At 70.5% G+C, this 14,924-nt stretch carries 14 protein-coding genes and 3 tRNA genes; 11 read left to right on the forward strand and 6 right to left on the reverse strand.

Going from position 1 to position 14,924, the window contains the following annotated elements:
* Nucleotides 1-19: 19 nt before the first annotated feature.
* Nucleotides 20-1,357: a glutamate--tRNA ligase gene (gene gltX / locus PKF00_RS34625; RefSeq protein WP_271221969.1), complete on the forward strand. Its 1,338-nt coding sequence runs from the start codon at nucleotides 20-22 to the stop codon at nucleotides 1,355-1,357.
* Here gltX and PKF00_RS34630 read toward each other — a convergent pair.
* Nucleotides 1,245-2,648, reverse strand: coding sequence for an MATE family efflux transporter (locus tag PKF00_RS34630; RefSeq protein WP_271221931.1), 1,404 nt, complete (start codon nucleotides 2,646-2,648; stop codon nucleotides 1,245-1,247). The genes gltX and PKF00_RS34630 overlap by 113 nt on opposite strands.
* A gap of 118 nt (nucleotides 2,649-2,766) precedes the next feature.
* Between PKF00_RS34630 and PKF00_RS34635 the strand changes: the two genes are divergently transcribed.
* Nucleotides 2,767-3,315 carry a PadR family transcriptional regulator gene (locus tag PKF00_RS34635; RefSeq protein WP_271221932.1) on the forward strand — a complete coding sequence of 183 codons (549 nt, stop codon included), beginning with the start codon at nucleotides 2,767-2,769 and terminating at the stop codon, nucleotides 3,313-3,315.
* 72 nt (nucleotides 3,316-3,387) lie between these two features.
* Here PKF00_RS34635 and PKF00_RS34640 read toward each other — a convergent pair whose 3' ends face one another.
* Nucleotides 3,388-5,364 (reverse strand): M3 family metallopeptidase, encoded by a 1,977-nt coding sequence (locus PKF00_RS34640; protein WP_271221933.1) that lies wholly within the window; start codon nucleotides 5,362-5,364, stop codon nucleotides 3,388-3,390.
* Between the two features lie 448 nt (nucleotides 5,365-5,812).
* On the opposite strand from PKF00_RS34640, the gene PKF00_RS34645 reads away from it, so the two are divergent.
* The 5 genes from PKF00_RS34645 to PKF00_RS34665 all read left to right on the forward strand — a co-directional run bounded on the left by PKF00_RS34645 (nucleotide 5,813) and on the right by PKF00_RS34665 (nucleotide 8,246).
* Nucleotides 5,813-5,884: transfer RNA gene (locus PKF00_RS34645), tRNA-Gln, on the forward strand.
* A gap of 63 nt (nucleotides 5,885-5,947) precedes the next feature.
* Nucleotides 5,948-6,023, forward strand: a tRNA-Glu gene (locus PKF00_RS34650).
* Between the two features lie 17 nt (nucleotides 6,024-6,040).
* A tRNA-Glu gene (locus PKF00_RS34655) sits at nucleotides 6,041-6,113 on the forward strand.
* Nucleotides 6,114-6,252: 139 nt separating this feature from the next.
* Complete coding sequence (locus tag PKF00_RS34660) at nucleotides 6,253-7,218, forward strand: redoxin domain-containing protein (RefSeq protein WP_271221934.1); 966 nt, start codon at nucleotides 6,253-6,255, stop codon at nucleotides 7,216-7,218.
* A gap of 437 nt (nucleotides 7,219-7,655) precedes the next feature.
* A complete protein-coding gene (locus PKF00_RS34665; RefSeq protein WP_271221935.1) occupies nucleotides 7,656-8,246 on the forward strand; it encodes an SGNH/GDSL hydrolase family protein in 591 nt (196 codons plus the stop codon).
* Nucleotides 8,247-8,435: 189 nt separating this feature from the next.
* Here the strand turns inward: PKF00_RS34665 and PKF00_RS34670 are convergent, their stop codons facing one another.
* Together PKF00_RS34670 and PKF00_RS34675 are read right to left on the reverse strand one after the other, a co-directional pair.
* Nucleotides 8,436-10,175: a hypothetical protein gene (locus tag PKF00_RS34670; RefSeq protein WP_271221936.1), complete on the reverse strand. Its 1,740-nt coding sequence runs from the start codon at nucleotides 10,173-10,175 to the stop codon at nucleotides 8,436-8,438.
* A gap of 75 nt (nucleotides 10,176-10,250) precedes the next feature.
* Nucleotides 10,251-10,967: an IclR family transcriptional regulator gene (locus tag PKF00_RS34675; RefSeq protein ID WP_271221937.1), complete on the reverse strand. Its 717-nt coding sequence runs from the start codon at nucleotides 10,965-10,967 to the stop codon at nucleotides 10,251-10,253.
* Nucleotides 10,968-11,036: 69 nt separating this feature from the next.
* Here PKF00_RS34675 and leuC point away from each other — a divergent pair, with 69 nt between their 5' ends.
* The 4 genes from leuC (at nucleotide 11,037) to PKF00_RS34695 (ending at nucleotide 13,692) form a co-directional block, all read left to right on the forward strand.
* Nucleotides 11,037-12,416: a 3-isopropylmalate dehydratase large subunit gene (gene leuC / locus PKF00_RS34680; RefSeq protein WP_271221938.1), complete on the forward strand. Its 1,380-nt coding sequence runs from the start codon at nucleotides 11,037-11,039 to the stop codon at nucleotides 12,414-12,416.
* 12 nt (nucleotides 12,417-12,428) lie between these two features.
* Nucleotides 12,429-13,016 (forward strand): 3-isopropylmalate dehydratase small subunit, encoded by a 588-nt coding sequence (gene leuD, locus PKF00_RS34685; RefSeq protein ID WP_271221939.1) that lies wholly within the window; start codon nucleotides 12,429-12,431, stop codon nucleotides 13,014-13,016.
* Nucleotides 12,995-13,249 (forward strand): SCO5555 family protein, encoded by a 255-nt coding sequence (locus tag PKF00_RS34690; RefSeq protein WP_271221940.1) that lies wholly within the window; start codon nucleotides 12,995-12,997, stop codon nucleotides 13,247-13,249. The genes leuD and PKF00_RS34690 overlap by 22 nt, the downstream gene beginning before the upstream one ends.
* 143 nt (nucleotides 13,250-13,392) lie before the next feature.
* Nucleotides 13,393-13,692, forward strand: a complete 300-nt coding sequence (locus tag PKF00_RS34695; protein WP_271221941.1) for an HU family DNA-binding protein — start codon at nucleotides 13,393-13,395, stop codon at nucleotides 13,690-13,692.
* Nucleotides 13,693-13,885: 193 nt separating this feature from the next.
* On the opposite strand, the gene PKF00_RS34700 is transcribed toward PKF00_RS34695, so the two are convergent.
* A complete protein-coding gene (locus PKF00_RS34700; protein WP_271221942.1) occupies nucleotides 13,886-14,101 on the reverse strand; it encodes a hypothetical protein in 216 nt (71 codons plus the stop codon).
* A 17-nt stretch (nucleotides 14,102-14,118) separates the two neighbouring features.
* Complete coding sequence (locus tag PKF00_RS34705; protein ID WP_271221943.1) at nucleotides 14,119-14,919, reverse strand: TetR/AcrR family transcriptional regulator; 801 nt, start codon at nucleotides 14,917-14,919, stop codon at nucleotides 14,119-14,121.
* Nucleotides 14,920-14,924: the final 5 nt, after the last annotated feature.

A 14,924-nucleotide genomic window follows, 5' to 3' on the forward strand; every position in this document is an offset into this window, starting at 1 on the left:
CGCTCCCTCCCCCACCGGCATGTTCCACGTCGGCGGCGCCCGTTCGGCACTGTTCAACTGGGCGCTGGCCGAGCAGTCGGGCGGCAGGTTCGTGCTGCGCATCGAGGACACCGACGCCGCCCGCAACCGTCCCGAGTGGACCGAGGGCATCATCTCCGCGCTGGCCTGGATCGGCGTCAACGGCGACAGCCCGTTCTTCGAGGGGCCCTACTTCCAGTCGGCCTACGAGGAGCAGCACCGGGAGGCGGCGGCCAAGCTGCTCGCCGACGGCCGGGCCTACTACTGCACCTGCACCCGCGACGACGTCAAGGCCCGCACCGGCTCCGAGCACCAGGGCTACGACGGCTTCTGCCGCGAGCGGGGCCTGACCGAGGGCGCGGTGCGCTTCCGCACCCCCGACGAGGGGGTCACCGTGGTCGAGGACCTGGTCCGCGGCACGGTCGAGTTCCCCAACAACGCGATGGAGGACTTCGTCATCGCGCGCGGCGACGGCTCCCCGCTGTTCGTCCTCGCCAACGTGGTCGACGACGTCGAGATGCGCATCAGCCACGTGGTCCGCGCTGAGGAGCACCTGTCCAACACGCCCAAGCAGCAGCAGCTCTGGGAGGCGCTCGGCGTGACCCCGCCCGTGTGGGCGCACGTGCCGGTCATCGTCAACGAGAAGCGGCAGAAGCTGTCCAAGCGCCGCGACAAGGTCGCCCTGGAGTCCTACCGCGAGGAGGGCTACCTCGCCGAGGCGATGGTCAACTACCTGATGCTGCTCGGCTGGGGGACCGGCGAGGACCGGGAGATCATGCCCTGGTCGGAGATGATGCCGAGGTTCAAGCTGGAGGACGTCAACCCGTCCTCGGCCTTCTTCGACGAGAAGAAGCTGCGCGCCTTCAACGGCGAGTACATCAGGGCGCTGCCGCTTGAGACGTTCATCGCCCGCTGCGAGCCCTGGCTCGAGCCCGACTGGGACCGGGAGACCTTCGCCAAGGTCGCCGAGCTGGCCCAGACCCGCCTGGCGGTCCTGTCCGAGATCACGGCGAACGTCGACTTCCTCTTCCTGGACGAGCCCGTCTTCGACCAGGCGTCATGGGACAAGGCGATGAAGGCCTCGGCGGCGGAGATCCTCACCGGCTACCTCGCCCGCCTGGAGACGGTCGACATGGACCCCGAGTCGCTCAAGAGCGCGCTCGAGGAGGTCGGCGCGGAGCACGGCCTCAAGCTCGGCAAGGCCCAGGCCCCGGTCCGGGTGGCGATCACCGGGCGGACCGTCGGCCTGCCGCTGTTCGAGTCGATCGAGGCGCTCGGCCGGGAGCGTTCTGCGGACCGGATCCGCGCCGCGCTCGCCAGGCTCGAAGGCGCCAACTAGGGATCGGGAGGGTGGCGAGGGCGAGCGCGAGCGCGGACCCCGCCGCCATCGCCAGCCAGACCCCGGTGACGCCCGCCAGGGAGCCGAGCGCGTAGGTGAGGGGCAGCTGGACCGCGAAACCCGCCAGGGTCGCGGCCAGCAGCCTGCCGCCCTTCCCGTTCGCCTGGAGGACCCCGCCCACGGCGATCAGCCCGCCGAACGGGACGAGATACAGGGGCATCCAGCGCAGGAAGTCCGCAGCCGCCGCGACCACCGTGGGATCCCCGGTGAACAGGCCCGTCACGAACGGAGCGGAGAGGACGAGCCCGGCGGCGACGGCCAGGCCCGCCAGCAGGCCGTACCTCAGGGCGGGACCCGCCTCGCCCGAGCGGGCCGTCTGGATCATCGTGGCCTGGCGGAGCGCGTAGAAGGCCATCACGCCGGCCAGCATGATCTTCGTGCCGATGCCGTAGCCGGCCAGGGCCGCGACCCCGAACCCGCCGACCACCTCCACCATGATCATGCTGACGATCGCCCTGGCCAGGAAGTCCCCCGACATGGGCAGGCCGATGCGGACGATCTCCGCGGCGTCCGTACGGCTCGCGCCCGCCCGTGAGTCGCGGGGCAGCCGTCGCAGGAGGAGGACCAGGGACACGGCGAATGCGACCGCGCGGGCCAGCACCGTCGCCAGGGCCGCGCCCCGGACCCCCAGGTCGAGCCCGTAGACGAACAGCGGGTCCAGGGCGACCACCAGCGCGTTGCAGAGCAGCGCGGCGCGCATGGGGGTCGTGGTGTCGCCGAGTCCCTTGAAGATCCCGTCCGCGAGCGTCTGGGCGTAGAACACGGGTATCCCGGCCAGGGAGACCAGGTAGAAGTCGGCGGTCAGGCCCGCCGTCGCCGCGTCGCCGGTGAAGAGCCCGGCGAGCGGCTCGCGAAACAGCACCCCGGGGACCGCGACCGCCAGGGACGCCGCCGCCCACAGCAGCCACGCCGTACGGATCGCCGGCCTGATCGGCTCCCTGCCGTCACGCCTGCCGACCAGGACGGTCGTTCCCGTTCCGAGGGCGAGGACCACCCCCAGGGCGAGGTGCTCGGTCGTGGTCGCGATCGTCACGGCGGCCACCGCCTGCCTGCCCAGCCCGGACACCCAGAACAGGTCGATCAGGCCGACGGCGACCACGGCGGTCAGCAGCTCCACGTAGACGGGCAGAGCCAGACGGATCACCCCTGCGGGGGCGCCTGTGCCGGTCGCGACGCCCTCGGCGTCGCGGGCTTGGGCGCTTTCTGGCCGGTGTCCTCCCTCGTCGCTCATCCGCTCGCTCCTTCTGTTTCATCGCGACCTGTTTCATCGCGACGCCGCGCGTCGCGAGGCTTGGGACATACCTCTTTTCGAGTTATCTCTTTTAGAGGTATAGCGATACGATGCGCCAATGGCAAGCGGTGATCTGACCCTGTCGATCCTCGGCCTCCTCGGAGAGGGGCCGATGCACGGTTACGAGCTCAAGAGCCGCATCCTCGAACTGAGCGGTCATCTACGGCCGGTCAGCGACGGAGCCCTCTACCCGGCGATCTCCCGTCTGGAGAAGGCCGGGCATGTCGAGCGACACGAGGAGGAGGGGACAGGGGCGGCCCGCAGGCAGGTCCTCACCCTGACGGAAGCGGGAAGACGAGAGCTGCTGCGCCGTCTCCAGGAACCCGACGACTTCGACATCAGCGACCAGACCCGCTTCTTCGGCCTGCTGACCTTCCTGTCCCAGCTCGCCGACTCCGCCGCCCAGGTCAGGCTGCTCCGCCGCCGCCTCGACTTCCTGGAGACCCCCGCGGGATTCTTCTACCGGGACGGCAGGCCCCTGCGGGCCGAGGAGGTCTCCGACCCCTTCCGCCAGGGCGTGCTGCTGGTCGCCAGAGCCACGGGAACCGCCGAGAGACAGTGGCTGAGACAGACCATCAAGGCCCTGGAGGACGAGGACCCCGGATGACCGAAGGCGGCCGAGCCCGCCCCACGGCGACCTCTGCCCGCCCGGCCCGCGCCGCCGCCAGGCGTCGCGGGATCAACGCAACCCGCGGCGCTCCAGCAGAGGCTCGATGCGCGGGGTGCGCCCCCTGAAGTCGCGGAAGGCGTCCATCACGTCCATGGAGCCGCCGACGGACAGCAGGGTGGACCGGAAGTGGTCGCCGTTCTCCCGTTTGAGGCCGTCGTTCTCCTTGAACCACTCGACGCTCTCCGCGTCCAGCACCTCGCTCCAGATGTAGGAGTAGTAGCCGGCGCTGTAGCCGCCGACGCCGCTGGAGAAGATGTGCGCGAAGTAGTTGGTCCGGTAACGCGGGCGGACCAGCTCGAAGGCGATTCCGGCGCGTTCCAGGGCCGCAGCCTCGAACGCCTCCGCGTCCTCGACGGTCTGGCCGGGGGCCAGCTTGTGCCAGGCCCAGTCGAGCAGCGCCGCGGCGAGATACTCCACGGTCGCGAAGCCCTGGTTGAACTTCTCGGCCGCCTTCATCTTCTCCAGCAGTTCGGCGGGCACCGGCTCGTCGGTCTCGTGGTGCCTGGCGAAGTTGGCGAGGACCGAGGGCCAGGTGGCCCACATCTCGTTGACCTGGGAGGGGTACTCCACGAAGTCCCTCGGCACCTCGGTTCCGGAGACCCTGGGGAAGCGGACGTCGGAGAACAGGCCGTGCAGGGCGTGGCCGAACTCGTGGAAGGCGGTGGTGACCTCGTCGAAGGTCAGCAGGGTCGGGCCGTGCGAGGGCTTGGTGACGTTGAGGTTGTTCATCACCACCGGCAGGTCGCCGAACAGGTGCGACTGGTCCACGAGGTTGTTCATCCACGCGCCGCCGCGCTTGGTCGGCCGCGCGTACGGGTCGAACAGGAACAGGCCGAGCGGCGAGCCGTCGGCTTCGAAGACCTCGAAGACCCGCACGTCGGGGTGGTAGCCCGCCAGGTCGTCCCGCTCGGTGAAGGTGACTCCGTACAGCTCGCCCGCGGCGTGGAAGACGCCGTCGCGCAGCACCCGGTCAAGCTCGAAGTAGGGGCGGAGCTCGGCGCCGTCGAAGTCGTAACGTGACTTGCGCACCTTCTCCGCGTAGAACGACCAGTCCCACGGCTCGATGGGGAAGCCGGCCTGCTCGGCCAGCGCCTCCGCCTCGCGGCGGGCGTTCGCCACCGCCGGGCCGACCAGTTTGCCGAGCATCTCCTCGACGGCCTCCGTCGTCTTGGCCGTCTGGTCGGCGACGGAGTAGGAGGCGTGGTCGGGGTAGCCGAGCAGCGCGGCCCGCTCCGCGCGCAGCGTGGCCAGCCTGACGGCGAGGTCGAAGTTCTCCGGGGCCCGGCTCACCGAGAGCTCGTACAGTCTCCTGCGGGTCCGCCTGTCGGTCAGTTCGGCGAGGGCGGGCTGGTTGGTGAAGTTGAGCAGCGGCAGGACGTACTCGCCGTCCTTCTCGATCGCCTTGACGGCGCTCTCGGAGAGCCCGTCGAGTTCCGCCGCGTCCTCGACGACCAGTGCGGAGGCGGTCGAGGCCTTCAGCAGGTTCTGGGAGAAGGTGGTGGCGATCCTGGTCAGCTCCTCGTTGAGCTCCCTGAGCCGCCGCTGCTCCGTCTCGGTCAGGTCGGCGCCCGCCCTGACGAAGTCGACGCGGTACTTCTCCAGCAGCCAGGCCTCTTCGGGGTCCGAGGCGGAGACCTGCTTGATCCGCTCATAGAGCGCGCGGTTCAGCCGGATCGCGTCGCTGTGCTTGGTCAGCTTGGGGAAGATCTCGGTCTCGATCTCCCTGATGCGGTCGGTCGCGTCCGAGGCCGCGACGCTGGAGAAGACCGTCACCGTGCGGCTCAGGATCTGACCCGAACGCTCCAGAGCCTCGACGGTGTTCGCGAACGTCGCCGGATCGGGGTCCGAGGCGATCGCCTCCACCTCCCGCAGCTGGTCGGCCATGCCGCGCTCGAAGGCGGGCAGGTAGTGCTCCTCCCGGATCTCGGCGAAGTCCGGCAGCTTGTAGGGCAGCGTGCTGGGGGCGAAGAACGGGTTCTCAGCCAAGGCGAGGACTCCTCACGTGGGATGGGATCTCCTGCAGCAGCGTCGCACAGTGCCTTCCCCGAGGACACGGCGACGTCCGGGGTCGGCCCGCGCTGAGAGCGCCTGACGCCTCCTGGGGATGTCGGCAGGCCGCCTGTCCTGGCGCGGGCACCGCGCGGGCGCCGCGTGGACACCGTGCGGGCACTGTGTGGGCACTGTGTGGGCACCGCACGGATGCTGTGCGGGCACTGCGTGGGCACCGTGCGGGCACTGCTTGGGCACCGTGCGGGCGCAGTCTGATCGCTGTCTGGGAGCTGCTCAGTCCCTGGTCGGGCGTCGCCTTCGTGTCGTGCGGGAGCGGCCGTGGTGCGGCCTGGAACGGGCGGCCGCCAATCGTTTTGGCCTTGGCACCCAACCTGGGCTATTCTTTCGGAGTCGCCAGCGAGCCCCGCAAGGGGGTCAAGCGCGGTGGGGTATGGTGTAATTGGCAACACGACTGATTCTGGTTCAGTTATTCTAGGTTCGAGTCCTGGTACCCCAGCTGCATCTCCTTCTGGAGATGCTGCGGATTCCGCTTCAATCGGAATCCGACGACAGTGTGTACGGTCCCGTCGTCTAGTGGCCTAGGACGCCGCCCTCTCAAGGCGGTAACGCCGGTTCGAATCCGGTCGGGACTACCACTCTGTCACCATCGCAAGGCTCCGTCGTCTAGTGGCCTAGGACGCCGCCCTCTCAAGGCGGTAGCGCCGGTTCGAATCCGGTCGGGGCTACCCAGGTGAACCCCCGGAAGCATCAGCTTCCGGGGGTTTCTGCATTTTCCCCGAAATCCCGGTATCGGGAATACCCCTTGATTGGATAGCGTTGCTGCCCAACAGTTGGAGAGCGATGCTATCTAGTGAGGGGTCAGTGATGATCACTTTGTTGGCGGACGGGCGTGAGGAGAGCGTCGAGGGTCTGGTCGTTCCGCACGGGGCGACGATCCTGGGCTGGGAACGCAAGCCGCACGGCTGGTGCAGGGGGGACGCGTGCGTTCCCGCGTTCCGCGCGGCGGCCGCGGAGAGCGAGGACGGCGTCGACCTCGTCAGGTTCGCCGGGCTGCTCGGGCGGCAGGCGGCGGTCGACCTGGACGAGGGCGTGGTGGCCATCGGCGAGCCCGCCGACTCCGACCTGGACACGGCCCCCGACTTCGGCCCGCTTCCCGGTCTGCGCGGCACCAAGGTCGCCCTGGTCTTCTGGGCCTCCTGGTGCGGCTGCCGCTACGACCTGCCCGCCTGGGAGGCCCTGCACCGCGAGCTCGCCGGGTACGGCTTCAGCGTGGTCAGCGTCTCCCTCGACCGCGACCCGAAGGACGCCGCCGAGTGGCTCGCCGACGTCACCCACCCGGCGGTGGTCGACGACGACGGGCGGATCGCCGAGCTGTACAACGTGATCAACGTGCCGACCGTGGTCTGGGTCGACGAGGAGGGCCGGATCGCCAGGCCGCAGGACACCATGACCGCCACGGACACCTTCAGGTCGATGAACGGCCTGTCCTCGGAGCGGGCCGTCGCCGCCCTGCGCAGATGGGTGATCGAGGGCGACGCGGGGACGACGACCCGGCGGCTGCGTCCCCCGACCGACGACGAACGCCTGGCTCGGCTGCACGCCCGGCTGGCGGCCTGGTTGTTCCGCCGTGACCGCTCCGCCGCCGCCGAGCGGCACCTCGCCACGGCCGCGGGGCTGGCCCCGCACGACCTCGCCATCCGGCGCGGCCTCATGCCCCTCAACGGCGTCGACCCGTTCGGCGAGGAGTACTTCAAGCTCCGCGAGGAGCTGGAGAGCGCCGGGGTCGCGATCTACCGGCCGCTGCCCGACTGGCAGGAGGAAACCCGATGAAGGAGCCGTCCGTACGGCTCGCCACCCCTGCCACCCTTCTCCTGGCCCCTGTGCTGGCCGTACAGGGGCTCAGGGTGCGGCGTGCCACTCCCAGGCTGCCCGAGGCGTCAGGGCCGCGCACCGGGGCGGTGCCGCTCCCGGTGCCGCTCCCGGTGCCGCTTCCGGGGCCGTTGCAGGGGCCTTCGCCGACGCCAGGCGCGGATCCGGGGCCGATACAGGGGCCGGCCCCGGACCGGGGAGCGGACGCGGGCTCGGGGAGAAGGACGGACGCGGATTCGGGGACAGAGTCGGGATCGAGAACGGGGACAGACTCGGGATCGAGAACGGGGACAGGATCGGGCCCGGGGGCGGGGACGAGGACGGATTCGAGGTCGGAATCGGGCCCGGGGGCGGCGCCGGATTCGGGGTCGGATTCGGGCGCGGGCGTCGTGCTCAGGGTGGCGGTGCTCGGTGAGTCCACCGCGGCGGGAGTGGGGGCCACGACTCACGAGGAGGGGCTGGCCGGCTGCCTCGCGCGTGCGCTGGCCGTACGGACGGCCAGGCCGGTGAGCTGGCAGGTGGCGGCCAGGAGCGGTGTCAACACCCGCACCACGCTCGCCGAGCTGGTTCCGCTGCTGGAGCCCGCCGACGTGGTCGTGGTCGCGCTCGGCGTCAACGAGCTCCTCGAGCTCAACCAGCCGTCCCGGTTCGGCCGCGAGCTCCGCGCGCTGACGGCGGGCGTGCGGGAACGGATTCCCGGCGTGCCGATCCTGATGGCGGGGATGCCGCCGGTGGGCCGCTTCCCCGCGCTTCCGCAGCCGCTCAGAGCGGTCATGGGCCTGCGCGCCAGAGCGCTCGACCGGGTCATCCAGGAGGTGGCGGCCGACATCTGCGGCGTCACACACGTGGCCGTCGACGTCCCCGTCGAGCTCGCGGGCTTCTTCGCGAGGGACGGCTTCCATCCCTCGGCGACGGGATACGCGACCTGGGCCGAAGGCCTGGCCGACGCCCTGCCGGGCCTCCTCACGCGGGCTCCCGCAAGCACGTAGCGGCTCGTGCCGCCCCCTCCGGCCCGGCGGACGCGCACAGGCGCCGATCCGCGCTGTGCCGTCGCTCGCCGTACCGGCGCCGGGGGTGGTGTCGAGGTGTGGTTGTGCGGGCGGGGGCCGGTGGGGTGGGCGGGGGCGTCCACCAGGGCGAGGCCGAGGGGACGGCGCGCGACCTGGTGGACGTCTCCGCTAGTTGTGGCTGGAGCGGGCCTTGAACAGGGCCCGCTTGGCGGCCTTGCCGACCTGCTTGTCCGGGTGGGCCTTGCCGATCGCCTCGAGCAGCTCCTCCAGGTGGGGGTGCGGCACCTTCCAGATCACGTCGAGCAGGTTGACCAGGTTCGGCACGTTGCCGATGTCGTCCAGGCTGCTGACGAACTCGGGACGGCCGAGGCCCGCGGAGATGGTCAGCATGTCGAGGATCAGCCAGTGGGTGTCCGCCTGGGTGGGCGGGGGCGCGTCCTCGACGCCGAGCTGGGCCAGGTGCGTCGCCGCGTAGGGGCGCAGGGACGGCTCGTCGAGGGCGTCCTGCCAGGCGGGCACCGCGACCTCGCCGAGCGAGCCGACCATGCTGGCCGCCTGGACCCGGACCAGGGCGTCCGCGTCGTCCTCGGCGGCGGCCTCCAGCAGCTCCTTGGCGGCGCGGTCGGGCTCGCGCAGCTCCATCCAGGCGGCGAACTCGGCGTCGGCCTCCTCCTCGGGCAGCTCCGCGCTGAAGGAGAGCAGGTCCAGGGCCGTCATCGCGTCGATGGCGGGGCGGGCGTCCAGCTCGATGTCGGCGTCGTCGGCCAGGTGGACGACGCCCTCCATGCCGAGCGGCGTCAGCCGCACCTGGTCGTGTTCGACCTCGACCATGCCGTAACCCGCGAGCCAGTCGAGCACGGGGGTGAGCGGGTCGCCGTACTGCTCGGTGGCGGCCGTCCAGGCCTCCGCGCCCTGGTCGTCGTACTCGGCGACGGCCTCCGCCAGGTCGGCCCGGAGCTCCGCCAGCGGCTTCGAGCCGGTCGCCAGGAGCACCCTGACCAGCAGCGCCCTGGTCAGCCCGGAGAGGGCGATCGTGGCGTCCTCGTCCTCGAGCTCGGGGTCGCCGTAGTCGATCGAGTGCAGACCGGCCAGCCAGGCGTCCAGGACGTCGTCGTCCTCCTCGAAGGGCCACTCGGCGGTGTCGGCGTCGGCGCTGACGGTGTCCTCGCCCTCAGGCTGGAGGAAGTCGAGGTCGATCGCGAGGTTCCAGATGTTCCAGAGCGCGGGCACGGAGTCGGCCAGAGACCTGCCCTCCGTCGCCGGGACGGGGAAGCCCAGCGCCCCCAGCGCCTCGGTGATCTCGGCATCGGTGAGCAGGCTCGTCTCGCCGACCCGCCGCTCCGAGCCGACCCACACCGCGAGGTCGCGGGCCTTGGCGACCAGACTGACCTCACGGGCGGCCGCGGCCAGCTCGGAGTCAGGGCGGAGCCGGATCGTCGCCAGCTCCGAGAGCTCGTCGGCGAACGGCTCGAAGTCGCCCAGCCCGTCGGCCTCGTCCTCCTCGTCGTCCTCGTACTCGTCCTGCTCGGCGACGAGGTCTTCCATCACGTCGACGAAGTCGTCTTCGAGACGGTCCAGCTCGGCGAGCAGATCCTTGAGCGAGGCGGAGCCCTTGACCAGCCTTCCCGTCTCCGACAGGAAGGTCAGGTAGGCGCGGACCGCGGGCACCATGCCGTCGGCGGCGGCGTCCGGGTCCTCGACGACCTGGGGCATCCGGTCGAGCAGCACACTGCGCAGGTCAGCCTGCCTCCACCGGCCGACGTCGGTGGATGCGATCAGCCGGTGCCACAGGGCGACGGAGCCGACCAGATTGGAATCGCTGCCGGGCGCGTTCTCACGCGCCCAGAGGATGAAGTCCTGGAGCAGGGGACGCAGTTCAGCGGCGGCTGCCTCGATGCGATCTGTCACCTACCCAGCCTAGGGGGCCGCAAGGGTGCTCGCCTCCCCATATCGTGCGCCTCGGTCGGCTCGATGTCGTGCGGCTCAGTTGGCCCGCCGCATCGACTCGGTGATCCGCTCGGCGGCGGTGACCACGGGAACGGCGTGCAGCCGTCCCGGGGTGCGGGTCAGGCGCTCGATGGGGCCCGAGACCGAGACCGCGGCGACGACCTTGCCCGCCGCGCCCCTGATCGGCGCCGAGACGCTGGCCACGCCCTGCTCGCGTTCGCCCACGCTGTGCGCCCAACCCCTGCGGCGGACGCTGGCCAGCGTCGCCGCGGTGAACTTGGCCCCGCGCAGCCCCCTGTGGAGGCGGTCGGGCTCCTCCCAGGCCAGGAGGATCTGCGCCGCGGACCCGGCGAGCATCGGCAGCGCCGAGCCGACGGGGACGGTGTCGCGCAGCCCGCTGGCGCGCTCGGCGGCGGCCACGCACACTCGTTCGTCGCCCTGACGCCGGTACAGTTGGGCGCTTTCGCCGGTCAGGTCCCGCAGCTGGGTCAGCACCGGCGCGGCGACCGCCAGCAACCTGTCCTCGCCCGCGGCCGTGGACAACTCCGACAGACGGGGGCCCAGCACGAACCGTCCCTGCGTGTCGCGGGAGACGATGCGGTGGTGCTCCAGCGCCACGGCCAGCCGGTGGGCCGTCGGCCGTGCCAGGCCGGTGGCCTGGACGAGCTGGGCGAGGGACGCCGGGCCGGCTTCAAGGGCGTTGAGCACGAGAACGGCCTTGTCGAGTACGCCGACTCCGCTAGAGTTGTCCATACACCGATACTGCCGTCTCGACATATGAGAAAGCAAGTGGGGTGCGGAAAGCGATCGCAAGGAGGCGACATGGGCCGCACGCTGGCGGAGAAGGTCTGGGAGCAGCACGTGGTACGGCGTGCGGAGGGAGAGCCCGACCTGCTCTATATCGACCTGCACCTCATTCACGAGGTGACCAGCCCGCAGGCGTTCGACGGCCTGCGCATGGCGGGGCGTCCCATCAGGCGGCCCGATCTCACGATCGCCACCGAGGACCACAACGTCCCGACGGTACGCGGCCCGATCAACGACCTGGTCTCACGCACCCAGGTCGAGACGCTGCGCAAGAACTGCGCGGAGTTCGGGGTCAGGCTGCACCCGATGGGTGACGCGGGCCAGGGCGTCGTGCACATCATCGGCCCGCAGTTCGGCCTGACCCAGCCGGGCATGACGATCGTGTGTGGCGATTCTCACACCTCGACCCACGGCGCGTTCGGCGGCATCGCCTTCGGCATCGGCACCTCCGAGGTCGAGCACGTGCTGGCCACCCAGACGCTGCCCGCGTACCGGCCCAAGACGATGGCCATCGAGGTCTCGGGAGAGCTGCCCGCCGGGGTCACGGCCAAGGACCTGATCCTGGCGATCATCGCCAAGATCGGCACCGGCGGCGGTCAGGGCTACATCGTCGAATACCGCGGCGAGGCCGTCCGCAAGCTCTCCATGGAGGGCAGGATGACCGTCTGCAACATGTCGATCGAGGCGGGCGCCAGGGCGGGCATGATCGCTCCGGACGAGACCACGTTCGAGTACCTGAAGGGCCGTCCCCACGCCCCGACCGGAGACGCCTGGGACGCCGCCGTCGAGTACTGGAAGTCGCTGGCGACCGACGAGGACGCCGTCTTCGACACGGTCGTGGAGATCGACGCCTCGACGCTGACCCCGTTCGTCACCTGGGGGACCAACCCGGGCCAGGGAGCTCCCCTGGGAAGCGCGGTGCCGGCCCCCGAGGAGACCGACGACCCGTCCGCCGCCGCGCGCGCGCTGGAGTACATGGGTCTGACGGCGGGCACCCCGCTCCGCGAGGTCAAGGTCGACACGGTCTTCGTCGGTTCCTGCACCAACGGCCGCCTGGAGGACCTGCGGGCCGCGGCGGAGGTGCTGCGCGGACGCCAGGTCGTCACCCGCACGCTGATCGTCCCCGGCTCGATGCTGGTCAAGCTGCAGGCCGAGCAGGAGGGGCTGGACGAGGTGTTCAAGGCGGCGGGCGCCGAGTGGCGCGAGGCGGGGTGCTCGATGTGCCTGGGCATGAACCCCGACACCCTCGCCCCCGGTGAGCGCAGCGCCTCGACGTCCAACCGCAACTTCGAGGGGCGCCAGGGCAAGGGCGGCCGTACCCACCTGGTCTCCCCGCAGGTCGCCGCAGCGACCGCCGTCACCGGCAAACTGACCGCGCCCGCCGACCTGGCCTAGGAGATCTCAACAATGGAAGCCTTCACCGTCCACACCGGCCGGGCCGTGCCGCTGCGCCGCAGCAACGTCGACACCGACCAGATCATCCCCGCCGTCTGGCTCAAGCAGGTCAGCCGGACCGGGTTCGAGAAGGGCCTGTTCTCCGCCTGGCGTGAGGACCCCGACTTCGTCCTGAACAACCCCGTCTACGAGGGCGCCTCGATCCTCGTCGCCGGCCCCGACTTCGGCACCGGCTCCTCGCGCGAGCACGCTGTCTGGGCCCTGCAGCAGTACGGCTTCCGCGTCGTCGTCGCGGCGCGTTTCGCCGACATCTTCCGTAATAATTCCACCAAGATGGGACTGCTCCCGGTGGTCCTGCCCGCCGCCACGGTGGAGGCCCTGCAGGCCGCCGTCGAGGCCGATCCCACCCTCGAGGTCACCGTTGACCTGGCGGAACGCCAGGTGCGCTGGGCGGGGGAGACCGCCGCCTTCGAGATCGACGACTACACCCGCTGGCGGCTGATGGAGGGGCTCGACGACATCGGCCTGACCCTCCGCAACGCCGATGCCATCGCGACATACGAGAATGGTCGGCAGCCATGGCTGCCGACGACCGTCTGACTCGTTCAGAAGACGAACTGGCGCGGCGGTTGCGCGATGCGCACCGCCGCGTCCGTGCTGTGCCCGTTCCCCCCGCGCAGCGCGAGCGCCTCGCCAAGCGCCTGCTGTCGATCTGTGACCTCGCCAAACGTGATCTCCCCCACGCTGCGGGGCGTCTTGATTTATTCCTTCTCGACCTTGATGCTCTGGTTTCAGATACGCCAAGTGCTGGAAACATTGCGGAAGGTGATTGAGTCATACGGCTCCGTCCCTTAATTTCAAGCGGGCAAGGGGTTTCTCGCTCTGTTGAGACCTCAGGCCGTGACAAATCGGGTGAGACGGGCTATCTGCCTCATGACCCACTCCCAGACATCGGTAAGCAGGGGGAGCAACCTTTATGAACAAGAAGGAACTCGTCGAGGCGATCGCGGATCGGGTCGGCGACAAGAAGACCGCCACCGAGGCCGTGAACGCGGTGCTCGACGCCATCCAGAAGGCCGTGGCGAGCGGGGACAAGGTCTCCATCACCGGCTTCGGCGCCTTCGAGATGGTGCACAAGCCCGCCAGGTCGGCCCGCAACCCTTCCACCGGCGCGGAGATCAAGGTCGCCGAGAGCTGGGGGCCCAAGTTCCGGCCGGGGTCGGACTTCAAGGAGCTCGTCAACGTGGAGGGAAAGAAGGCCGCGAAGAAAAAGTGAGGCCGTGCCCGGGCGCCGGGGTTCCCTGAGGGGGCCTGGCGCCCGGCCCTTCCCTGCGGGTGTCAGGCGCCGCGCCGAAGGGCCGAAAGGAGACGCGCGGTTCGGACCGGACAGGGGCGGGCCGGACCTCGGGTGAGGCCGGCGGGGGAGAGGGCGGCCCGCTCGGGGCCGAGCGGGCGGACCCGCGGGAGGGTCAGGACGGGGGCGGGGCCGGCAGGGGGAAGGTCGACAGCGTGACGTAGGTGATCCGGCCGTCCTCCATGACGACGTTCACCCGCTGCCCTGACCTGAGCAGCCTCAGCGGCCCCGCGTCGAAGGCCGCGGCGTCGAACGGGATCTCGGTCCCGTCGTCCGCGTACACCGATCCCGACCTGGTCGCCGTGTCGAAGATCCGTACCGTCGCCTGCACCCGATCAGGGTAACCCCTCAGGCGTCGCCGGGCTCGCCGGAGGGGAGCGGGGCGGCACTGGAGGGTCCGGCCGCGGGAGAGGCGTCCTCGGCGAAGGACGCCAGGCCTCTGATGATGATCTCGACGCCCAGGTCGAACCGATCGTCGTTCGTGTTGTCCAGCACGATGCCGGAGAGCGCGACCAGGTTCGGGAAGCGTTCCGGCGGCAGCTCGCTGAAGTAGCGTTCGAGCGTCTCCCGCATCTCCTGCCAGTTCTCCTCGGGAGACTGGTCGTGGGTGTCCCCGTTCGACTCGTGCCGACGGGTCTCCCACATGCTCTCCTCGAAGGCGAAGCCGTTCACGAAGGTGGAGAGCACGTCGCCCGCCGCCCCCACGATGCGGTCGGGAAGCCCGCCCGCGCGAAAGAGGCCGAGAAGCCTGTCGATGTGGGGCAACGCCTCGGGGCTGAAGGGGAAGCCCGTCATCGCGACCCTGGCCATGTCGCGGTGCTCGTGCAGTTTGGCCCGCCCCGTGCGGGCGTACTCCTGGACCTGCTCCTGCCAGCGCTCGGGGTCGGGGACAGGTGGCTGCCAGCCCTCGTACATCTGGAGGTACATGAGCTCCAGGAGCTCGTCCTTACCGTTGACGTGGGCGTAGAGGGCGGAGACCGCGACGCCGAGCTCGGCGGCGACCTGGCGCATGCTGAGCTTCTCGTAGCCGACGCGGTCGAGCACGGCGAAGGCGGCCTCGACGATCCGGTCGCGGGTGAGCGGGACTCGGGCGGGCCCGGGCCTGCGGCGTGCCCGCTCCCAGGGCAGTGCGGGCAGCTCGTCACTCATGAGAT

It is taken from the genome of Streptosporangium carneum (genome assembly GCF_027922005.1).
GTDB lineage: Bacteria > Actinomycetota > Actinomycetes > Streptosporangiales > Streptosporangiaceae > Streptosporangium > Streptosporangium carneum.